General features: G+C 65.5%; 18 protein-coding genes. 9 read left to right on the top strand and 9 right to left on the bottom strand.

Annotated features, from left to right (window positions below; all coding sequences use genetic code 11):
- Positions 1 to 43 precede the first annotated feature (43 nt).
- Together C0V74_RS07420 and C0V74_RS07415 are read left to right on the top strand one after the other, a co-directional pair.
- The gene (locus C0V74_RS07420; RefSeq protein ID WP_131622820.1) at positions 44 to 352 is read left to right on the top strand and encodes a hypothetical protein; all 309 of its coding nucleotides are present in this window, start codon (positions 44 to 46) and stop codon (positions 350 to 352) included.
- Between the two features lie 10 nt (positions 353 to 362).
- Positions 363 to 632, top strand: a complete 270-nt coding sequence (locus C0V74_RS07415; protein ID WP_131622818.1) for a DUF2171 domain-containing protein — start codon at positions 363 to 365, stop codon at positions 630 to 632.
- Positions 633 to 764: 132 nt separating this feature from the next.
- Here C0V74_RS07415 and C0V74_RS07410 read toward each other — a convergent pair whose 3' ends face one another.
- Complete coding sequence (locus tag C0V74_RS07410; protein WP_143251237.1) at positions 765 to 2,801, bottom strand: ribonucleoside-diphosphate reductase subunit alpha; 2,037 nt, start codon at positions 2,799 to 2,801, stop codon at positions 765 to 767.
- A 633-nt stretch (positions 2,802 to 3,434) separates the two neighbouring features.
- Here C0V74_RS07410 and C0V74_RS07405 point away from each other — a divergent pair.
- Positions 3,435 to 4,037, top strand: a complete 603-nt coding sequence (locus C0V74_RS07405; protein WP_143251236.1) for a peptidase S14 — start codon at positions 3,435 to 3,437, stop codon at positions 4,035 to 4,037.
- A 3-nt stretch (positions 4,038 to 4,040) separates the two neighbouring features.
- Here the strand turns inward: C0V74_RS07405 and C0V74_RS07400 are convergent, their stop codons facing one another.
- Genes C0V74_RS07400 through nadB form a run of 3 tightly spaced genes read right to left on the bottom strand, consistent with a single transcriptional unit; the run spans position 4,041 to position 7,126 of the window.
- Positions 4,041 to 4,649, bottom strand: a complete 609-nt coding sequence (locus C0V74_RS07400) for a hypothetical protein (RefSeq protein WP_143251235.1) — start codon at positions 4,647 to 4,649, stop codon at positions 4,041 to 4,043.
- Positions 4,646 to 5,533, bottom strand: a complete 888-nt coding sequence (locus C0V74_RS07395; protein WP_143251234.1) for an alpha/beta hydrolase — start codon at positions 5,531 to 5,533, stop codon at positions 4,646 to 4,648. Before C0V74_RS07395 ends, C0V74_RS07400 begins: the two co-directional genes overlap by 4 nt.
- Before the next feature lie 12 nt (positions 5,534 to 5,545).
- Positions 5,546 to 7,126: an L-aspartate oxidase gene (gene nadB / locus C0V74_RS07390; RefSeq protein WP_143251233.1), complete on the bottom strand. Its 1,581-nt coding sequence runs from the start codon at positions 7,124 to 7,126 to the stop codon at positions 5,546 to 5,548.
- Positions 7,127 to 7,284: 158 nt separating this feature from the next.
- Between nadB and C0V74_RS07385 the strand changes: the two genes are divergently transcribed.
- The gene (locus C0V74_RS07385; RefSeq protein ID WP_143251232.1) at positions 7,285 to 7,473 is read left to right on the top strand and encodes a hypothetical protein; all 189 of its coding nucleotides are present in this window, start codon (positions 7,285 to 7,287) and stop codon (positions 7,471 to 7,473) included.
- On the opposite strand, the gene C0V74_RS07380 is transcribed toward C0V74_RS07385, so the two are convergent.
- Positions 7,470 to 8,420, bottom strand: a complete 951-nt coding sequence (locus C0V74_RS07380) for an ABC transporter ATP-binding protein (protein WP_131622804.1) — start codon at positions 8,418 to 8,420, stop codon at positions 7,470 to 7,472. The genes C0V74_RS07385 and C0V74_RS07380 overlap by 4 nt on opposite strands.
- A gap of 71 nt (positions 8,421 to 8,491) precedes the next feature.
- Here C0V74_RS07380 and C0V74_RS07375 point away from each other — a divergent pair, with 71 nt between their 5' ends.
- The 4 genes from C0V74_RS07375 to C0V74_RS07360 all read left to right on the top strand — a co-directional run bounded on the left by C0V74_RS07375 (position 8,492) and on the right by C0V74_RS07360 (position 11,710).
- On the top strand, positions 8,492 to 8,743 hold the full coding sequence (locus C0V74_RS07375; protein ID WP_143251231.1) for a zinc-finger domain-containing protein: 252 nt from the start codon (positions 8,492 to 8,494) through the stop codon (positions 8,741 to 8,743).
- A 32-nt stretch (positions 8,744 to 8,775) separates the two neighbouring features.
- Positions 8,776 to 10,197, top strand: coding sequence for a metalloprotease TldD (gene tldD / locus C0V74_RS07370; protein WP_143251230.1), 1,422 nt, complete (start codon positions 8,776 to 8,778; stop codon positions 10,195 to 10,197).
- A gap of 64 nt (positions 10,198 to 10,261) precedes the next feature.
- On the top strand, positions 10,262 to 10,657 hold the full coding sequence (locus tag C0V74_RS07365; RefSeq protein WP_131622797.1) for a hypothetical protein: 396 nt from the start codon (positions 10,262 to 10,264) through the stop codon (positions 10,655 to 10,657).
- Positions 10,658 to 10,747: 90 nt separating this feature from the next.
- Positions 10,748 to 11,710, top strand: a complete 963-nt coding sequence (locus tag C0V74_RS07360) for an oxidoreductase (protein WP_143251229.1) — start codon at positions 10,748 to 10,750, stop codon at positions 11,708 to 11,710.
- A gap of 24 nt (positions 11,711 to 11,734) precedes the next feature.
- On the opposite strand, the gene guaA is transcribed toward C0V74_RS07360, so the two are convergent.
- From guaA to C0V74_RS07345, 3 genes are all read right to left on the bottom strand, one after another.
- Entirely contained in the window at positions 11,735 to 13,324 is a 1,590-nt protein-coding gene (guaA, locus tag C0V74_RS07355; protein ID WP_143251228.1) for a glutamine-hydrolyzing GMP synthase, read from the bottom strand.
- A gap of 688 nt (positions 13,325 to 14,012) precedes the next feature.
- On the bottom strand, positions 14,013 to 15,575 hold the full coding sequence (locus tag C0V74_RS07350; RefSeq protein WP_246844792.1) for a class I adenylate-forming enzyme family protein: 1,563 nt from the start codon (positions 15,573 to 15,575) through the stop codon (positions 14,013 to 14,015).
- Positions 15,572 to 16,996 carry a M20/M25/M40 family metallo-hydrolase gene (locus C0V74_RS07345; protein WP_143251227.1) on the bottom strand — a complete coding sequence of 475 codons (1,425 nt, stop codon included), beginning with the start codon at positions 16,994 to 16,996 and terminating at the stop codon, positions 15,572 to 15,574. The genes C0V74_RS07350 and C0V74_RS07345 overlap by 4 nt, the downstream gene beginning before the upstream one ends.
- 107 nt (positions 16,997 to 17,103) lie before the next feature.
- Between C0V74_RS07345 and gyrB the strand changes: the two genes are divergently transcribed.
- The gene (gene gyrB, locus C0V74_RS07340; RefSeq protein ID WP_143251226.1) at positions 17,104 to 19,632 is read left to right on the top strand and encodes a DNA topoisomerase (ATP-hydrolyzing) subunit B; all 2,529 of its coding nucleotides are present in this window, start codon (positions 17,104 to 17,106) and stop codon (positions 19,630 to 19,632) included.
- Here the strand turns inward: gyrB and C0V74_RS07335 are convergent, their stop codons facing one another.
- Complete coding sequence (locus C0V74_RS07335; RefSeq protein ID WP_143251225.1) at positions 19,633 to 20,208, bottom strand: hypothetical protein; 576 nt, start codon at positions 20,206 to 20,208, stop codon at positions 19,633 to 19,635.
- Between the last annotated feature and the right edge of the window lie 102 nt (positions 20,209 to 20,310).

Raw genomic sequence — 20,310 nt, 5'->3', positions numbered from 1 at the left:
GAGCGGCGCGGCGCGCGTTGGGCAAGCGAAGGAGAACGAAGTCATGTCCGAACTCGAACCCGACGACTCGCGCGACGTCACCAACACCCAGAACCGCGCTCCCGGTGAACCACCACGCACTGGCCCGCGCGAAGACCAGGCCCGCGCTGCTGCCGGCCAGCAGACCAGCGAGCAGCGCCAGGACCAGGCAGGCGGCGAACGCGCGATCGAAGGCGACGCCGAAGGGCACCCGGACCGGATGGGCGCGTTTGCCGGCCAGGCAGCCGCAGACCAGTCTGCGGCGCGCGAGCCTGCCGAAAGCGATCGCTGGGCGGACAAAGCCGCCGACAACGCCTCGACCACCGACCAGTAAGGAACATGCTATGACCGACCACAGCAACATTCGCGAACACATGGAAGTCATCGGCGCCGATGGCGTCCACGTCGGCACCGTCGACCGAGTTGAAGGTGATCACATCAAGCTGACGAAGCGCGATTCAGCGGCCGAGATCGAAGGTGCGCAAGGTGGCACGCACAGCGGCCATCACCATACGATCCCGCTGGGCCTCGTCGCCGAGGTCGAAGGCGATAAGGTGCGCCTGAGCGCGACCGCCGCCAACGCCGCGAACTTCGTCGAGGAAGCCGGCGAGTAACACGCACGGGCCGGCGCTCCTGCGGGGTGCCGGCTCCCCCGCAGGCGTTCAGTTGACCGACCCGGCCCGCCCGTTACGGGGCCGCCGGCGATAAGTCGCTTCCATTGAAGCGACGCCGCAGTCCCACTACCGTTATTGGCAGGCGAGACACTCGTCGTAGTCGGTGGTCGGCAGTTCGTACTTCGGCGCCTCAGCAGTGTTGTCCGCTTCCACCCCGCCGGCGAATCCGGCGCGTTGGACCGACTTCGACCGCAGGTAATACAGGCTCTTGATGCCGCGCTCCCACGCCTGGAAATGGAGCATCGCCAGGTCCCATTTGTCGACGTCGGCCGGGATGAACAGGTTCAAGCTCTGCGCTTGGTCGATGAACGGCGTCCGGTCGGCCGCGAATTCCAGCAGCCAGCGCTGATCGATTTCGAAGCTGGTCTTGTAGACCGCCTTCTCCTCAGGCGTCAGGAAGTCGAGATGCTGGACCGATCCGGCTTTCTCCAGGATCGAGTTCCACACGTTGGTGGAGTTCTTGCTCTTCTTGTCGAGCAGCTTTTCAAGGTACGGATTCTTCACCACGAAGCTGCCCGACAGCGTCTTGTGGGTATAGATGTTGGCCGGGATCGGCTCGATGCAGGCGCTGGTGCCGCCGCAGATGATCGAAATAGATGCGGTCGGCGCGATCGCCATCTTGCAGCTGAACCGCTCCATCGCGCCGGCGTCGGCCGCATCGGGGCAAGGGCCGCGCTCTTCGGCCAGCACCATGCTCGCTTCCTCGGCCTTGGCGGCGATGTGCTTGAACATTTTCAGGTTCCACACCTTCGCCATCGGGCTTTCGAAGCCGATGTTCTTCATCTGCAGGAACGAGTGGAAGCCCATCACGCCCATGCCGACACTACGTTCGCGCATCGCGGAGTACTTGGCCCGCGCCATCTCCTCCGGCGCGCGGTCGATGTAGTCCTGCAGCACGTTGTCGAGGAAGCGCATGACATCCTCGATGAACACCTTGTCGCCTTCCCACTGCTCCCAGGTTTCAAGGTTGAGCGATGACAGGCAGCATACTGCGGTCCGGTCGTTGCCGAGGTGATCGACGCCGGTCGGCAGGGTGATTTCCGAACACAGGTTCGACGTCGAAACCTTCAGCCCCAGTTCGCGGTGGTGGCGCGGCATCGCGCGGTTCACCGTGTCCGAGAACACGATGTACGGCTCCCCGGTGGCGAGGCGGGTCTCGACCAGCTTCTGGAACAGCGAGCGCGCATCGACGGTCGCGCGCACTTCCCCGGTCTTGGGGCTGGTCAGGTTCCATTCGTCACCGGCCCGCACCGCTTCCATGAACGCATCGCTGACCAGCACCCCATGATGCAGGTTCAGAGCCTTGCGATTGAAGTCGCCGGACGGCTTGCGGATCTCGAGGAACTCCTCGATCTCCGGGTGCGAGACGTCGAGATAGCAGGCCGCCGAACCGCGCCGCAACGAACCTTGGCTGATCGCCAGCGTCAGCGAGTCCATCACGCGGACGAAAGGAATGATGCCGCTAGTCTTGCCATTGAGGCCGACCGGCTCGCCGATCCCGCGCACGTTGCCCCAGTAGGTGCCGATCCCGCCGCCCTTGCTGGCGAGCCAGACGTTCTCGTTCCAGGTGTTCACGATGCCGTCGAGGCTGTCGCTCACCGAATTGAGGTAGCAACTGATCGGCAACCCGCGATTGGTGCCGCCGTTCGACAGCACCGGGGTGGCCGGCATGAACCACAGCTTCGAAATGTAATCGTACAGGCGCTGCGCGTGATCCTGATCGTCGGCATAGGCATCGGCCACGCGCGCGAACAGATCCTGATAGGTTTCGCCCGGCAGCAGGTAGCGATCGTCCAGCGTTTCCTTGCCGAAATCGGTCAGCAGCGCATCCCGGCTGGCGTCGGTCGCGATGGTGAACCGGCGATCGGCGATCTTCTTGCTGTCGTTGTCGTCCGCTTTGGCCGCAGCCTGCAGCGCACCGACCATCGCAGAGGCCGCAGCATCGGCGGCTATCCCGGCCACCAGTGCGTCGCTGCCCTTGTCGTGCTTGTCCATCGTCATCGCCGCCTTGCTGGTGGGAGCCGCGTCGGCGCCGGCGGCCGCGTCGACCGAATCGGCAGTCGTTTCATCGAGCCCCATGGCTGCCTCATTCCCAGTCCTGAAATCCATCGCCTGCCCCGCTCGCCGTATGTTGGAAACTTCAGGCACCGGCCCGATGTTCCGTTTGTGTTCGATTCGACGAACGAAGCGTCCGCCTACCATTTCCGGGGGTTCGAAGGGCGAGAAACTTTTCCCCAACTTGTCCCCGGGCAGTCCCGCCGAGAGGCTGCAAGACGCGTTGTTCGGTGCAGACGCTATGTGGGGAGCGCCGCCGCCAGAAACTAGGTCTTGTGGGTACCCCTTCGACCCCAACCACTAGATAGTGAATCAACGGGGTCGCGGGTGCAAGAGGGTGAAGGCCCGGTTTACTCTCTTCGGACCTCAGTAGCCCCGGTGTGTCATACGACCGTAACGCCGCGACGCGCGGGACTCCGTAGGGTGGCGCGGAGCGCAAGAGCCAAACCGCATCCTCAGAAAAAATTTTTGTCCCCAGCCAGCTTAGAGCGGCAGCGACCGAGGTGACCTCCGCACAGTCTGCCACTCTGAAAGTGTCCTGCTTCCCTGCCTTCGCCAAGTCAGTTGCCTAGGCCGCTAAAACGCGCGCTTTATCATCAGCTTATCAAAATTCCGGCGTGGAGTTGCGGGGAACGGAACCGGGATCGGTCCATTTCGCCGGAGCAGCACTCATCAGGGGCCTACCAAATGGCGCGAGACGATCACCGACAAACAGGCGCAGATCACGCGAATGGCGCCCCGAAGGCCACGGCCCCCGCCGACATCTCCCTCGTCGGGTCCATCGACGAAGTGATGGCGGAGAAGCTACGCGACATGCTCAATCAGACGGAAGACGGCGACGAGCCGCTCATCATCGACATGACCACGCTGGGGGGAGACCCCGAGATGGCACGGCGCATGATCGCCGAGGTCGACGCGGCGCGGAAACGCTTGAACGGCCGCCGGTTGGTGTTCGTCGGCAAAACCGTGGTCTATTCGGCCGGCTGTACCTTCATGGCGGCGTTCCCGCCGGAAGATCGTTACCTGACATCCGACACGACGTTGCTGATCCACTGCCGCCAACTTCAGCAGACGATCGAACTCGACGGACCGATCCGGATGCTCCTGCCCAAGCTCGAAGCGATGATCCATCAGCTCGACACGGGCATCGAGCTGGAAAGGGACAACTTCCAGCGGCTGATTGACCACACCGATGTGAAGATGGACGAACTGCTCGAGAAGGCGCTCTACAACTGGTATGTCGGCGCCGAGGAAGCCGCCGCGCGCAAGCTGGTGGCGGGTATCGTCTAGCCGCTAGCCTTCAGCCGAGTTTGACAGGCACGCGCGCGGCTCATCAGCCGCTTCGCGGGCCAACGCATTCTGACGGTCGCCCGGGGCAATACGCGCGGTGACGCACGGCACCGGGAGCAGGCGGACGGCCAGCAGGTACGCGGTTTCCGGCGCCGGATAGGGACGTTCGGCGACCTGGTAGCGGACGATCAACGCGTCAGGCCGGAATTCTCCAGCCGGCGGCGCGCGCCACTCGGCTGCGGAGCCGAACGAGCTGAAGCCGCCGCCGCCGATCGCCGCAGTGTCCAGCCGCGTTGCCTGACCGCCGGGCGCCACCACTTCGAGCGACTGCCGCGCATCGGAGTCGCTGATGCGCAAACGCCAGCCCGCCGGTCCTTCGCATACCGTTTCGGTGAAGGGCATCTCCTCGCGGCTCGCTCGCGTGACCGGACAATCCTTGAGCGACGTGTACCGGATGACGCGCGATGGTGCATCGTCCGCGGCGGTTGTGACCGATGACGAGACTTGCGGGGAGGCTCCCAGGCCCCGCCCCGCCGGTTCGGCGGCCTCCGGCGAGCACCCGGCGAGCATGGCGGCGACCACGACGGGCGATAGCCCAATTCGAAGGCTCACACCTGCGCCTTAACATGCCCGGCGATGGCGTCGGCGATCTCGTCGACCAGCTCGAGCGGCAGGTCATGGCCCATCCCAGGAATCGTCTTGAGCCGGGAGTCCGCGATATGCGCCGCGGTGTCCTCGCCGCCGGCCAGCGGGACCAGTGGGTCGGCCTCGCCGTGGATCACCAGCGTGGGGGCCTTCACGCTTCGCAAGCGCTCGCGGCGGTCGCCATCGGCGACGATCGCGGCGAACTGGCGGGGCATCCCGGCAGGATAGAAGCTGCGCTTGATCAGTGCGCGCGAGCGTTCGCGCACCGCAGCGGGATCCGCGCGAAAACCAGGGCTGCCGATCGCCTGCGACACCTTCACGCCGTGCTCGACCAGCACGTCCTCATCCATCGATGCGGGACGCTTGGTGAGCGCGGACATCGCCTCCCGGGTAGCCGAGGGCAACTTGCGATGTCCGGTGGTCGACATGATCGAGGTGAGGGTGAGCACGCGTTCAGGATGCGAGAAGGCGATGTGCTGCGCGATCATCCCGCCCATGCTGGCGCCGACGATGTGGGCTTTGGCGACGCCCAGGGCATCGAGCAGCCCGACGCCGTCCCGGGCCATGTCGGCCAGGGTGTACGGCACGCGGGGCGTGAAGCCGAGGCGGCTCAGCAGCATCAGTCTAACCATGCCGGGGGCCTTGGCCCCGTCCATCTTCTGGCTCAGCCCGATGTCGCGATTGTCGTAGCGGATCACGCGAAAGCCGCGCTCCACCAGCGCGTCCACCAGTTCCTGCGGCCACAGGGTCATCTGTGCGCCGAGACCCATCACCAGCAGGATCGGCGGCGCGGTGGGGTCGCCGTGATCGTCGTATTCGATGGTGAGCCCGTTAGCCTGGACTTGCGCCATTCGTCGTTCCCCTCAAGGTATCAGGACGGTATCGCGCGCCTCCGGCAGGGTCGCCGGATAATCGAGCGTGTAGTGCAATCCGCGGCTCTCGTGGCGCTTCAGCGCGCTGCGCACGATCAGGTCGGCGCATTGGTGGAGGTTCCTCAGTTCGATCAGGTCGGTGGTGACGCGAAAACTGCCATAGTAATCCTCGATCTCCCGGCCTAGCAGGTCGATCCGGTTCTGCGCCCGCTCCAGCCGCTTGGTGGTGCGCACGATGCCGACATAATTCCACATCATCCGGCGGATTTCGGTCCAGTTCTGCTTGATGACCACTTCCTCATCGGAATCGGTCACCCGGCTTTCGTCCCATTCGCGGATCGCTGGCGGGTGATCGAGGGTATCCCACCGCGCCAGGATATCGCTCGCCGCTGCCTCGCCGAACACGAAGCATTCGAGCAGCGAATTGGACGCGAGGCGGTTGGCGCCGTGCAGCCCGCTTTCGGTGCACTCGCCCGCGGCCCATAGCCCCGGCAGGTCGGTGCGCGCGGCAAGATCGATCAGCACCCCGCCGCAGGTATAGTGCTGTGCCGGCACCACCGGGATCGGCTCGCGCGTCATGTCGATGCCCAGCGTCAGCAGCTTTTCGTAGATGTTCGGGAAGTGGTGCTTCACGAACTCCGGGCTCTGATGGCTGATGTCGAGGTGGACACAGTCGAGCCCGTCGCGCTTGATCTCGCTGTCGTTGGCGCGGGCGACGATGTCACGCGGCGCCAGCTCCGCACGATCGTCGTAATCGGGCATGTAGCGGTGCCCGGTCCGGGGATTGAGCAGCACCCCGCCTTCGCCGCGGACAGCCTCGGTGATGAGGAAGTTCTTGACCTCGAGATTATAGAGGCAGGTCGGGTGGAACTGCATCATCTCCATGTTGGAGACGCGGGCGCCCGCCCGCCACGCCATCGCGATCCCGTCGCCGGTTGCGCCCCTTGGCGCGGTGCTGAACTGGTACACCCGCCCCGCGCCGCCGGTCGCCAGAATTGTGGCGCGGGCGACGTGCGCCTCCACCCGCCCGCTCGCCTCGTCGAGCGCGTAGACCCCCCACACCCGGCCCGATCCGGAGAACTGTTCTGCGTTGCGCCCGGTGATGAGGTCGATGCACGCACGGCCCGGCAGCAGGGTGATGTTGGGATTGGCCTCCGCCGCCCTGAGCAGCGCTTCCTGCACCGCCCAGCCGGTGGCGTCGTTCACGTGCACGATCCGCCGCTGCGAATGCCCGCCCTCGCGGGTCAGGTGCAGTGCGCCGGCTTCCTGGTTGAACGGCACGCCGAGCTCGACCAGCCGGTCGATCGACTGCGGCGCGTGCTCGATGACGAATTCGACCGTTTCGCGCCGGTTGAGCCCTGCGCCGGCGATCATGGTGTCGCGGATATGCTCTTCAAACGTATCGCCTGCGTCCAGCACCGCGGCGATCCCGCCTTGTGCCCACGCGGTGCTGCCGCCGGTCAGCGACCCCTTGGCGAGCACCAGCACGCGGCGGCTTTCGGCCAGCGCAAGCGCGGCGGTCAGCCCGGCGGCGCCTGAGCCGATGACGATGACGTCGTGCGAAGCGGTCATGGCTGCGTCATGCCCGCGCGGGGGAGGGGCCGCAAGTGCACGGGGCTTCATCCGATGGCGGCGCAAAATGAACGGTTCGGCGCTAGCCCGTATCGCGGCGCGCGGGTGAGGCTAATCCGGATCGGGCAGGGGATGAGGGACGGGAAGGGTTAGCGAGAATGAAGCTGGCGCATATTTCGTGCGCGTTCGGTCGGCATAGCGTCGATCAGAGCGCGATTCGCCGCGTGCATGGCGGTCATGTGGGCAAATGCAGGTCCTGCGCCACGCCGCTGGAAGAAAGTTCGCCGTTCCGGTGGACCAAGCTGCACATCCGCGACGCGGGGCTGGGCGGACGGTTTCTGGGTTAAGGCGCGCTCTGGTCTGGTGCAGAAGTCAGGCTGACGAACACATCTTCGAGGTCAGCTTCGCGGGTGGTCACGTCTTCGATTACGAAGCCCTGGGTCTGCACCAGGCCGAGCACCTGCCCGGCGGTGATGGTGTCCTTGTCATAGGTGATCTCGACCGTCCGGTCGCCCTTCTTCTCGGACTTCTTGAAGGCCGGGTGGACAGGCGGCGCGGCCATGTCGCGATCGACCGTGATCTCGACCACTTTTTCCGCCATCATGCCGACCAGTTCGCGGGTCGGCTTGTCGGTGATCAGTTCACCATGGTTGATGATCGCGATCCGGTCGCACAACTGCTCGGCTTCCTCGAGATAGTGGGTGGTCAGCACCACCGTCACGCCTTCGCGGTTCAGGCGGGTGACCAGTTCCCACAGCTGCCGGCGCAGTTCCACGTCGACGCCGGCGGTCGGTTCGTCCAGCACCAGGATCGGCGGCGCGTGGACCATCGCCTTGGCCACCAGCAGGCGGCGCTTCATTCCGCCTGACAGCGTGCGGGCATAGGCATCGCGCTTGTCCGCCAGACGCACCGCATCCAGCAGCGCTTCGGACTGCCGCTGCGCGCGCGGCACGCCATAGAACCCCGCCTGGTTCTCCAGCACCTCGAACGGAGTGAAGAACGGATCGAACACAATCTCCTGCGGGACGATCCCGATGGAGCGCTTGGCGTTGCGCGGGTGCCGGTCGATGTCGAAACCCCAGATGTCTGCGGTGCCCGACGTCTTCATGACCAATCCGGCGAGGATGTTGATCAGCGTCGATTTGCCCGCCCCGTTGGGGCCGAGAAGGCCGAAAATCTGCCCTTCGGGCACATCGAAGCTGACGCCCTTCAGCGCGAGTTTGCCTTCGTCGCCGTTAACGCCGGCATAGCGCTTGACGAGGTCGCGGATGCGGATCGCAGGTTCGGTGGCCATGACGCGCGGCACTAGGCCCGTTGCCCGCCCCTCGCAATGGCGGTATCGGCGCGTCCCGAAGAGGACTTGGCATGAGCATTCCCCCGCCCGAACTGACCCTGGTCGATGACCGCCGTGTGGCCTGCGACGGGGCCGATGCGATCCGCGGCGGGCCCGGCTTTACGCCCACTGCCCTGGGGCATCCGCGCGTGTGGCTGGAAATCGACGAGCATGGCTATGTCGATTGCGGGTATTGCGACCGCCGTTTCGTCCTGCGCGGCGGTCCGGCGGATGGCGCGGATCAGGCGACCCTCAACGACATCTCGGAGGGCGCTGCCCCCTAGCGCCAACCGTTCGACGCGCCCATATCGGGGCCATGACACCCGATCCGCACGCGCTGCTCTACGCCGATGGCAAGCTCACCCCTGATGAGGCGAAGGCGCTGGCCGCCGAGACCTTGCGAATCTGCGACGACGGGGAACTGTACCTTCAGTTCGCCGCGACCGAAGCGTTTGTGTTCGATGACGGCAGGTTGAAGACCGCCAACTATTCGCGCGATGCCGGGTTCGGCCTGCGCGGCGTGTCGGGCGAGATGACCGGCTTTGCCCATGCCAACGAGATTTCCGCCGCCGCGATCCGGCGCGCGGGCGAGACGCTGCGGCTGCTCGATCCGGCGAACGCTGCGCGTCCCGCGCCGCCGGCGCGCAGCAACCGGCATCTCTATACCGACGCCAGCCCGCTCGACGCGGTGCCGTTCGCCGACAAGGTGGCGCTGCTGGAGAAGATCGACGCCGCTGCCCGCGCGCGGGATCCGCGCGTGGTGCAGGCGACCGCCAACCTCGCTGCGTCGTGGAGCGTGATCGAGATCGTTCGGCCCGACGGCTTCGTCGCGCGCGACATCCGCCCGCTGGTGCGGCTCAACGTGTCAGTCGTGGCCGAGGCCAACGGCCGGCGTGAAACCGGCAGCTTCGGCATGGGCGGGCGCTATCTCTACGATGCGTTGTTCGACGAGGCGAACTGGTCCCGTGCGATCGACGAAGCGGTGGCGCAGGCGCTGACCAACTTGGAAAGCGTGCCGGCGCCCGCCGGCGAGATGACCGTGCTGCTCGGCCCCGGCTGGCCCGGCGTCCTGCTGCACGAGGCGGTCGGCCACGGGCTAGAGGGCGACTTCAACCGCAAGGGCACCAGCGCCTTTTCCGGACGCATCGGCACGCGCGTGGCCGCTCCGGGCGTGACGATCGTCGACGACGGCAGCATCGTGGACCGGCGCGGCTCGCTTTCGATCGATGACGAAGGCACCCCTACACAGGAAACCGTGCTGATCGAGGATGGCATCCTGAAAGGCTACATGCAGGACCGCCTCAACGCCCGCCTGATGGGCGTGGCCGCAACTGGCAACGGGCGGCGCGAAAGCTATGCCCACGCGCCGATGCCGCGCATGACCAACACCTTCATGCGCGGGGGCAACGACGATCCGGCCGAGCTTCTGAGCCGGGTCAAAAACGGCATTTTCGCCAAGAGCTTCGGCGGGGGGCAGGTGGACATCGTCAGCGGCAAGTTCACCTTCAGCTGCACCGAAGCGTACAAGATCGAAAACGGCAAGCTGGGCGCTCCGATCAAGGGCGCGACCCTGATTGGGGATGGCCCAAGCGTGCTCACCAAAGTGCGCGGCATCGGCAACGACATGGCGCTGGACGAAGGCGTCGGGATGTGCGGCAAGGGCGGCCAGAGCCTTCCCGCCGGTGTCGGCCAGCCGACCCTGCTGGTCGAAGGGCTGACCGTTGGCGGCACGGCTTGAGCAAGTCAGCCCCGGTTCAGTCGACACGTGCTATTGGCCGCGTCATACCAAGGAGGTTGTTCGGATGAAGAAGATCGCACTCGCGCTCGCGGCGGCTGCCACCATGGCGCTGGCCGCCGGGCCTTCGACCGCTGGTGAGCGCCTCTCCCGCGATGCCAAGTTGGCCAAGCTGCTCGAAGGTAGGGTCGCCGGTGAGCCGCGCAGCTGCATCAACACTCGGGTCAACCAGAATTCCGAAGTGATCGACGGAACCGCCGTGGTCTATGGCCGCGGTCGGACGATCTGGGTCAATGTGCCGGAGAACGCGCAGGATCTCGACGACAACGATGCGCTGCTGATCCGGCAATTTGGTCCGCAACTGTGCCGGCAGGATATCGTGACGACCTTCAACCCGTTCGGCGGGTTCTACACCGGTAACGTGTTCTTGGGCGATTTCGTCCCCTACACCCGCGTCGACTGACATCACTGGACATCTGCCAGACGGCCGCCCAGTTCTGCTGGGCGGCCGTTTTCGTTCATGCGGCGGATAAATCAGCGGGAGACAGGGATCATGGTGAGCGCGCAGGAGCCGGTCGGCTCCCCTTTCGGATATCGGTCGACCGCGATGGAGGTGGCCCAAGGGATCGACCTTGCCGGCCGCCACGTGGTGGTCACCGGCGGATACTCGGGGATCGGGACCGAAACCGTGCGGGCGCTGGCTGCTGCCGGGGCCGAGGTGATCGTCGGCGCGCGCCGCAGCGGGCAGGCCGAGGACGTGCTGCGAGAGATGGACAGCGATATCACCATCCTCCCGCTTGATCTCGCCGATCCCGGATCGATCGACGCATTCGCCGCGAGCGTCGCCGAACGGTGGCCGCGGGTCGACATCCTGATCAACAATGCCGCGGTCATGGCAAGTCCGCTGACCCGCGATACGCGCGGCTACGAAGGCCAGTTCGCCACCAATCACCTGGGCCATTTCCAGCTCACTGCGCAATTGTGGCCGCTGCTCAAGGCGGCGGACCGCGCGCGGGTGGTGGCGCTGTCATCGATCGGGCACCGGCTGAACGGCCTCGACCTCGACGATCCGAATTTCGAGCGGCGCGATTACGACAAGTGGCTGGCGTACGGGCAAGCCAAGAGCGCCAACGCCCTGTTCGCGTTGCAGCTCGACAAGCTGGGTGAGCCGTTCGGCGTGCGCGCCTTCGCGGTCCATCCCGGGGGGATCATGACCCCGCTGCAGCGTCACCTGTCGATCGAGGAGCAGGTAGCGATGGGCTGGATCGATGCCGAGGGTAACGTCAACGAGCGCTTCAAGACCGAAGAGCAGGGCGCATCGACCACCGTCTGGGCCGCGACCTCCCCGCTGCTGGAGGGCAAAGGCGGGCTCTACCTCGAAAACTGCGAGGTGGCGGCACCGGCGAGCAAGGACAATCTAGGCGGCGGCGTGTACCCGCACGTACGCGACGAGGCGCTGGCCGAGCAGCTGTGGGCGAAGTCAGAAGAGCTGACCGGAGTGCGTTTCAGCCCGTGAAAACCGCCGCGCGCGGGGCGCGGTTTATTCCCACTCAATCGTGCCGGGGGGCTTGCTGGTGTAATCGTACACCACCCGGTTGACGCCCTTCACCTCGTTGACGATCCGCGTCGCCACGCGGCTGAGGAACGCGGCATCGAACGGATAGATGTCGGCGGTCATCCCGTCGGTGCTGGTCACCGCGCGCAGGGCCAGCACGTGATCGTATGTGCGATAATCGCCCATGACCCCGACCGTGCGCACCGGCAGCAGCACCGCGAACGCCTGCCAGATCGCATCGTACAGACCGGCGGCGCGGATTTCCTCGAGGTAGACGGCATCGGCCTTGCGCAGGATGTCGCACCGCTCTTTCGTGACCTCTCCGGGGATGCGGATGGCGAGGCCGGGGCCCGGGAACGGGTGACGGCCGACGAACACCTCGGGCAGGCCGAGCTCCCGCCCCAGTTCGCGCACCTCGTCCTTGAACAGTTCGCGCAAGGGCTCGACCAGCGCCATGTTCATCCGTTCCGGCAGGCCGCCGACGTTGTGATGGCTTTTGATGGTGACCGAAGGGCCGCCGGTGAAGCTCACGCTCTCGATGACATCGGGATAGAGCGTGCCTTGGGCAAGGAAATCGGCCCCGCCGATCGCCTTGGCCTCGGCCTCGAACAGGTCGATGAACGCCTTGCCGATGAACTTGCGCTTCTTCTCCGGGTCGGTTTCGCCGGCGAGGCCGGAAAGGAACATCTCCTCGGCATTCACGTGGACCAACGGGATGTTGTAATGGTCGCGGAACAGGGTGACCACCTGCTCCGCCTCGTTCAGCCGCATCAGTCCATGATCGACGAACACGCAGGTGAGCTGTTCACCGATCGCCTCGTGGATCAGCACCGCCGCGACTGCGCTGTCGACCCCGCCCGACAGACCGCAGATGACCTTGCCGCTGCCGACCTGGGCACGAATTTCTGCGATCTTGGTCTTGCGGAACTCGGCCATCGTCCAGTCCCCGGCCAGGCCGCAGACGTGGCGCACGAAATTGGCGATCAGCTTGCCGCCGTCGGGCGTGTGGACCACTTCGGGATGGAACTGGGTGCCGTAGTACTTGCGGAGTTCATCGGCGATCACGGCGAAGGGCGCACCGTCGCTGGTGGCAACGATCTCGAACCCTTCGGCAAAGCGCGTGACCTTGTCGCCGTGGCTCATCCACACCTGATGGCGCTCGCCTTCGCTCCAGAGGCCGTCGAACAGGGCGCAGGGCCTGGTAACGGTGAGGAACGCGCGGCCGAACTCCCCGCCTTCACCTGTCTCGTGCCCGGGCCGTACCTCGCCGCCAAGCTGGTGCGTCATGACCTGCTGGCCATAGCAGATGCCCAGGATCGGCAGGCCGCTGTCGAAGACGATCTGCGGCGCGCGCGGACTGCCTTCTTCGGGCACCCCGGCGGGAGAGCCGGACAGGATGATCCCCTTGGGTTGGAGCCGGTGGAAAGCCTCCTCAGCTGTCGTGAACGGAGCGATTTCCGAATAGACTCCCGCTTCGCGAACCCGCCGGGCGATAAGCTGGGTCACCTGACTGCCGAAATCGACGATCAGGATGGAATCGGGCAGGGCGGAATCGGGACGGGGGTCTGATTTCATGGAGAGCCGATATTCGGTTCGCGGGGGCACTGTCCAGCGCGCCGGGTCCCAGAACGCGCTGATCTTGGAACTTCGGCGAGGTTGCGCAAGACGCAACACCTCACGCAGTTTACTCATTTGTGAAAAGCCGAACGTAACATTATTTCCGGCCGCGAACCGGGTCCGCCAGTCCTCTCCCCCTAGCGGCGCACCCGGCCAGCGTCCCACGATTCCTCTCCCGGATCCTGGAGGCGCGCTTCGCCCCCGCCCACCCAGTGGCGGCCCGCGATTAGATACGGAGCGGCGGCCTCTCTCTCCCCGTCGCCGCCGCTCCGTTTTCTTCTGCTTCGATTATACAGCCGCAGTGCGCATTCACGCAAAGCCTGGGCGGCGTGGCGCGTGCGTTGCGCCCGGGTCACGAGCCAGTTGCGCGGAACGCAACAGTTGCCGCGTTCTTCTCATTTGTGGAAAGCGCTGCGAAATATTATTTCGCCGGCAGCGCAGGGCATCGGCAGCGGTTTGAGCTGCGGTGCGCCGGCGATCAAACACTCAACAGGGACATGCAACCATGCGCTTTGCATCGCACATTCTGGCGTTCTTCGCCGCGGCGACCATCAGCGGTCTGACGCTTACCGCCACGATCGTCTGAACGCCCATCTTCGTTTGAAGACAAAGGCCCGGGGTATCCTCGGGCCTTTTGCGTTGGCGGTCAGTCGATCGTCAGTTCCGCCGCCGCGCGCGTCCGTAGTTCGGTTTTCAGCAACTTGCCGATGTGGCTGCGGGGCATCTCGTCGATCGGTAGCAGGGCCGCGAGCCGCTGGGTCTTGCCCAGCTTGCCGTTGGTTTCGGCCATGATCGACTGCACTGCTTCCGCCGGCGTGCCCGGCACCAGTCGCACAAAGCCCACCGGCGTTTCACCCCAGCGGCGGCTCTCCATCCCCACCACCGCGGCCTCCTGCACGCGCGGATCGGTCTCGAGCGCCGCCTCCAGATCGCTGGGGAAGATATTGAACCCGCCCGAGATGATCATGTCCTTGGCGCGCCCGACCAGTTCGACGAAGCCATCCTGATCGATGCGGCCGATGTCGCCCATCCGCTGCCAGGTCTCGCCGGTGTCCGGATCGGTCCAGTAGCCTTCCCGCGTCTTGCCGGGCTGGTTCTTGTAGCCCGACATCATCGTTCCCGATCGCCCGACGAGGTTGCCCGGCGTGCCCGGCAACACGGGCCGATCTTCGTCGTCCAGCACCTTCAACTCGCTTCCCGGAGCGGGGCGGCCCACGGTATGGAGCTTGTCGGGAAATTCGTGCGCCTGCAGCAGGCAGACGACGCCGCCTTCGGTCATCGAATAGATTTCGATTAGGCTGCCCGGCATCCGCCGCAGCACCTCGCGCTTCAATTCGGCCGAGAACGGGGCAGAGGTGCAGTATTTCGCGACCAGGCTGGACAAGTCGAAGGTGTCGAAGCTCGGCTCGTCCATCAGCCGCTGGTACTGGACCGGCACCAGCATGGTGACGTTGGTCCGGTCCGCCTGCGCGTGGGCGAGCCAGCGCTTCGTGTCGAACTTGCCCATGATCCGCACCGTGCCGCCCGCCAGCAGCGGGGGCAGGAACGCGATCATCGTGGTGTTCGAATAGAGGGGGGTCGACGCAAGGCTGATGACCTGTTGCCCGCCGGAGCGGAACGCCTGTGCGGTGCCGGTGAATTGCCGCCAACGCATCTGGTGCGAATGGACGATCCCCTTGGGGATGCCGGTGGTGCCGCTGGAATAGATGATGTTGAACGGGTCGCTTTCAGTCGGCGCGAACGGCTCCGCCCGCGTTCCGGCAGGTGCCATCCAGGCATCCAGCTCCTCGTCCAGCACGATATGCTCGAGATCCGGCATGAAAACGGCGCCCAGCTCGGTCAGCTTGGCGCGGTCGATGAACAGGTGCCGTGCGCCGCTGTCCGCCGCCATGCCCTTGAGCTGATCCGCGCTGGCGCTGGTGGTGAGCGGCGCCGCCACGCCGCCCGCGCGCACCGCGCCCAGGAACGCCAGCGCGTAGGGAATCGTCGAGGTGCCGAGGATCGCCACCGACTGGCCGCGTTCCAGCCCACTCGCCTGGAGCTTGGTGGCAATCCGTTCGATTTTCTCGTTAAGCGCGTGCCAGGTCAGCTCTCCCTGCTCGTCGCGCAGGGCGATCTGGTCCGGTTGGACCGCCGCCCAATCGGCGATGACCTGCGGGAACGAGCCGAACGGTTCGCTCAGTCGGGCGGCGATGTCATTCTCGGTCACTTGCTTGCCAGCGCCTTCACCAGGTCGAACAGATAATCGCGCGCGGTGTAGACCGCCTTCACCTCGACCCGTTCGTTGAGGCCGTGCGTGCCATTGCCGTCAGGATCGGTCCAGATGCTGGGCACGCCATAGGTCGGGATGCCCGCTCCGCCGGTGTAGACCCCGTCGGTCGCGCCGGTCGACATCGTGGGAATCACCGGGACGCCGGGGAAGTGCTTGGCGGCGAGCTGCTCCATCGGCCCGATCAGCGCGGGGTCGAGCGGTGGGCTCTTGGCGAGCGGCTTGTCATCTCGGCCGTACGCGATGGCAATGCCGGGATTGCCGATCACCGCTGCCAGTTTGTCCTTGATCTCAGCCGGAGTGTGGCCGGGGAAGATACGGCAGTTGACGTTCGCTTCGACCCGCTGGGGCAGGGCGTTAAGCGCGTGTCCGCCGTCGATCATGGTGGCCACGCACGTAGTCCGCAGCATCGAATGAAGCGACTTGTCCCGGTTGACGATTCCCATGGCGGACGCGTCGTTAAGGTCCTTGGTCAGCGCGACCATCGCCTTGCCGATGTCATCCTGGCGCAGCGCGCCTGCCTTGGCAAAGAACACCCGGGTAGTGTCATTGAACTCTGCCGGAAACTCGTGCGCTGAAATCTTGTCGAGCGCCCGCGCCATATCGTAGATCGCATTGTCCGGGGGCGGAGCCGAGCTGTGGCCGCCCGGGTTGGTCGCGGTCAGCTTGTAATCCTGGTACACCTTCTCACCGACCTGGATGGTCTGCACCAATACCTTGCCCTTGCCGTCGGTCCGCCCACCGCCAGCTTCGTTGAGGGCGAAGGCGGCATCGATCAGTTCGCGCCTTTCAGTTGCAAGGTACTGCGCCCCGTTGAACGCGGTGTCGGTCTCCTCGCCGCAGGTCAGCGCGAGCTTGATCGTGCGGGCCGGCCTGGTGCCCGCCTCCTTCATCCGGATCAGCGTGTCGGCCCATACCGCGGACTGAAACTTGTCGTCGATGATGCCGCGGGCGTAATAGTAGCCGTTCTCTTTCACCAGTTTGAACGGGTCGCGTTCCCAGTCGGCGCGCTTGGCCGCCACCACGTCGATGTGGGCGAGCAGCAGCATCGGCTTCAGGGTCGCCGACGTGCCGGGCAGGATCGCCACCAGCCCGCCGTCCTGCGGGTGCTCGGGCACGGAAAACGAGATTAGCTGATCGTCGGTGAAGCCGGCGGCTTTCAGGCGGGTGGCGATCTGTGCGGCAGCCTGGGTGCAGCTGCCTTCGCCGACCACGGTGTTGGTCTCCACCAGTTCCTTGTAAAGCTCGAAGAACTTCTGCTGATCCGGGCGCAGCGGACCCATCGTGCCGGTGGCGACTTGTGCCGCTGCCGGACTTGCCAGCAGCGATACCGCCACCGCCGTCAGAACTGCCTGTTTCATCACCCGTCTCCCCTGCCGATTCGGCCGTGTTTTAGGCAGGAAACGCCTGTGGATGGAAGGGGCCGTCGCGGGTTCCTAAAGCGGCCCCTGATGCCTATATAATCGGCATGGACGACAGCACCCAGAACAACGCCTCCGGCAATACCGGAACCAACGCCTATGGCGCTGACAGCATCAAGGTCCTCAAGGGCCTCGACGCGGTGCGCAAGCGGCCGGGCATGTACATCGGCGACACCGACGACGGATCGGGCCTGCACCACATGGTGTTCGAGGTCAGCGACAACGCGATCGACGAAGCGCTGGCCGGGCATTGCGACCTGGTGCTGATCGAACTCAACCCCGATGGCTCGGTTTCGGTCGAGGACAACGGTCGCGGCATTCCGGTCGACATGCACAAGGAAGAGGGCGTTTCGGCGGCCGAGGTCATCATGACCCAGCTCCACGCCGGCGGTAAGTTCGAGAACACGTCGGACGACAACGCCTACAAGGTGTCGGGCGGTCTCCACGGCGTGGGCGTGTCGGTGGTTAACGCGCTGTCCGAATGGCTCGAGCTGACCATCTGGCGCGACGGCAAGGAGCACTGGATGCGTTTCGAACACGGCAACGCCGTGGGGCCGCTGGTGGTGAAGGGCGAGGGGCGCGACCGCAACGGCACCCGCGTCACCTTCATGCATTCCAACGACACGTTCAAGAACGTGACCGAATACGATTTCGACAAGCTGGAGCATCGCTATCGCGAGCTCGCGTTCCTCAATTCAGGCGTCCGGATCAAGCTGCGCGACCTGCGGCACGAGGAGCCGGTCGAGCACGATCTGTACTACGAAGGCGGCATCGCGGCGTTCGTGAAGTACCTCGATCGCAACAAGGCGCCGCTGGTGCCCGAACCGATCTCGGTCAGCGCGAACAAGGACGGCATCGGCATCGACGTCGCGCTGGAATGGAACGATTCGTACTACGAAAACGTGCTGTGCTTCACCAACAACATCCCCCAGCGTGACGGCGGCACGCACCTGGCCGCGTTCCGCGCCGCGCTGACACGTACGGTCAACGCCTACGCCGAACGCACCGGACTGCTGAAAAAGGAAAAGGTGAGCCTGACCGGCGAGGACATGCGCGAGGGGCTGACGGCGATCGTCTCGGTCAAGCTGCCCGATCCCAAGTTCGGCTCGCAGACGAAGGACAAGCTGGTCAGTTCCGAAGTGCGCCAGCCTCTGGAAGCGCTGATGAGCGAGAAGATGTCGGAGTGGCTGGAGGAAAACCCGGCCGATGCGAAATCGATCATCCAGAAGATCGTCGACGCTGCCGCCGCGCGCGAGGCGGCCCGCCGCGCGCGCGAGATGAGCCGCAAGGGCGCGATGTCGGTCGCGTCGCTGCCCGGCAAGCTGAGCGACTGCCGCGAGCGCGATCCCGCCAAGTGCGAACTGTTCCTGGTCGAGGGCGACAGCGCCGGCGGATCGGCCAAGTCAGGGCGCGACAGCAAGTACCAGGCGATCCTGCCGCTACGGGGCAAGATTCTCAACGTGGAGCGCGCGCGGTTTGATCGGATCATCAGCTCAAGGGAAGTCGGCACGCTGATCCAGGCGATGGGGACCGGCCTGCGCGACGAGTTCAATCTCGAAAAGCTGCGGTATCACAAGATCGTCATCATGACCGACGCCGACGTCGACGGGGCGCACATCCGCACGCTGCTGCTGACGTTCTTCCACCGCCAGATGCCCGAAATCGTCAAGGCCGGGCACCTGTTCATCGCCCAGCCGCCGCTGTTCAAGGTCAGCAAGGGCCGCAGCGAGGTGTATTTGAAGGATCAGGCGGCGCTCGACCGCTACCTGGTGGATGGCGGGATGCAGGGGCGGGTGCTCGAAACCGCGGAAGGCGCGCGCACTGGCGAGGACCTGCGCAGCCTGGTTGAATATGCGCTGCGCATCCGCAGCTTGCTGGGCTTCGTGCCGCGCAAGTACGATCCGGCGGTGATCGAGCAGATGGCGCTGGCTGGCGCGTTCGATCCGGAACTCGATCCGGCAGGCCGGATGGCGGCGCTGGAACGGGCCGCTGCCCGGCTGGGAGCGGGCGATCCCGAAGCGCAGTGGAGCGTGCTTCGGCGCGAAGACGGTTCGATCCTGTTCGCGCGCGCCTGGCGCGGCGTCACCGATGCGCACGAGATTGAAGCTAAGTTCATCGACAGCGCCGAGGCGCGCAAGCTGCACCGCCTCGCCGCCGAACACGCCGATGCCTTTGCAAACCCCAGCCGGTTCGCCCGCGCCTCGTCCGAACCGGAGCCGGAACCGGAGCTGGAAACCGACGCCGAAGTCGGCGCACAAGAGGTTCAACCTGACACCGGCGCCGCCCCGGTGGTTACCGACGGGGCCATCACGCGCCCGTCGCAGCTGCTCGACGCGGTGCTCGCTGCTGGCCGCAAGGGTCTGTCGATCAGCCGCTACAAGGGGCTGGGAGAAATGAACGCCGAGCAATTGTGGGAAACCACTCTCGATCCCGAAAACCGCGCGTTGCTGCAGGTGAAGGTCGAGGATGCTGACGTGACCGACGAGATTTTCACCCGCCTGATGGGCGACGTCGTCGAACCCCGCCGCGAGTTCATCCAGGACAACGCCCTGAACGTGGCCAATCTCGACGTGTGATCAGGTTGGGACCGGCTCCCGCTCGCGCCCGGCCGGTTCGCTTTCGCTGACAAGTTCGCCGAACAGCGCTTCGTAGTGGATCATCGCCTGGCGCAGGTCCTCGGTGGTGGCCTGGCCAGTGACGGCGCGGTCGGCGATGTCGTGGCCCGCTCGGTAGTGACGCGCGACTTCGCCGTGATCAACCGTCAGGCTTTCGTAGCGCGCATCGAAGTCGTCCACCGGGTACCCGCGGGCGCCCATGACCTGGCCGATCACCCGGTCCGCATCGCCGATGGCGGCGGCGGGATCGTCGACGAAGCGTGACTTGGCGGCGTGCCATTCAGCGGTGAAAAGGGTGCGATCGGCATCTGCGATGGGGCGCAGTTCCAGCTTGTGGACGCGTTCCTCGCGCGCGATGAGTGCAGCTTCCGCCTTGCTGCGCGCGCCGTGCTGGTGCAGCGTCCGGTCGTATTCGTCCTTGCCGAAGCGATCGCGCAGTGCCGATGTGCGACGCGAGCGGTACAGCCACCACAGAACGAACGCGGCGACGAGCACCAGTGCCAGCATGGCAACCAGAGCAAGTGGGTCGAGCGACATAGGCGGCTCCTCGGTTCAGCCCTCCCGACCCGGAATCATCTAACTGCCCGGCGCTCGCGGGGTTCCGCTCCGGTCGGCCGCAAACTCGTGAAAAACAAACCG

Origin of the sequence: Altererythrobacter sp. TH136, from assembly GCF_007065885.1 — a bacterium.
Classification (GTDB): Bacteria; Pseudomonadota; Alphaproteobacteria; order Sphingomonadales; family Sphingomonadaceae; genus Tsuneonella.
This window is presented reverse-complemented; position numbering and strand designations above follow the sequence as displayed.

Coding starts and splice junctions, on each gene's coding strand:
- C0V74_RS07410 (WP_143251237.1), bottom strand. CDS start 2,801: ATGGATTTCAGGACTGGGAATGAGGCAGCCATGGGGCTCGATGAAACG.
- C0V74_RS07380 (WP_131622804.1), bottom strand. CDS start 8,420: ATGGCCACCGAACCTGCGATCCGCATCCGCGACCTCGTCAAGCGCTAT.
- tldD (WP_143251230.1), top strand. CDS start 8,776: ATGACACCCGATCCGCACGCGCTGCTCTACGCCGATGGCAAGCTCACC.
- C0V74_RS07415 (WP_131622818.1), top strand. CDS start 363: ATGACCGACCACAGCAACATTCGCGAACACATGGAAGTCATCGGCGCC.
- C0V74_RS07420 (WP_131622820.1), top strand. CDS start 44: ATGTCCGAACTCGAACCCGACGACTCGCGCGACGTCACCAACACCCAG.
- gyrB (WP_143251226.1), top strand. CDS start 17,104: ATGGACGACAGCACCCAGAACAACGCCTCCGGCAATACCGGAACCAAC.
- C0V74_RS07335 (WP_143251225.1), bottom strand. CDS start 20,208: ATGTCGCTCGACCCACTTGCTCTGGTTGCCATGCTGGCACTGGTGCTC.
- C0V74_RS07395 (WP_143251234.1), bottom strand. CDS start 5,533: ATGGCGCAAGTCCAGGCTAACGGGCTCACCATCGAATACGACGATCAC.
- C0V74_RS07385 (WP_143251232.1), top strand. CDS start 7,285: ATGAAGCTGGCGCATATTTCGTGCGCGTTCGGTCGGCATAGCGTCGAT.
- C0V74_RS07405 (WP_143251236.1), top strand. CDS start 3,435: ATGGCGCGAGACGATCACCGACAAACAGGCGCAGATCACGCGAATGGC.
- nadB (WP_143251233.1), bottom strand. CDS start 7,126: ATGACCGCTTCGCACGACGTCATCGTCATCGGCTCAGGCGCCGCCGGG.
- C0V74_RS07375 (WP_143251231.1), top strand. CDS start 8,492: ATGAGCATTCCCCCGCCCGAACTGACCCTGGTCGATGACCGCCGTGTG.
- C0V74_RS07365 (WP_131622797.1), top strand. CDS start 10,262: ATGAAGAAGATCGCACTCGCGCTCGCGGCGGCTGCCACCATGGCGCTG.
- C0V74_RS07360 (WP_143251229.1), top strand. CDS start 10,748: ATGGTGAGCGCGCAGGAGCCGGTCGGCTCCCCTTTCGGATATCGGTCG.
- guaA (WP_143251228.1), bottom strand. CDS start 13,324: ATGAAATCAGACCCCCGTCCCGATTCCGCCCTGCCCGATTCCATCCTG.
- C0V74_RS07345 (WP_143251227.1), bottom strand. CDS start 16,996: ATGAAACAGGCAGTTCTGACGGCGGTGGCGGTATCGCTGCTGGCAAGT.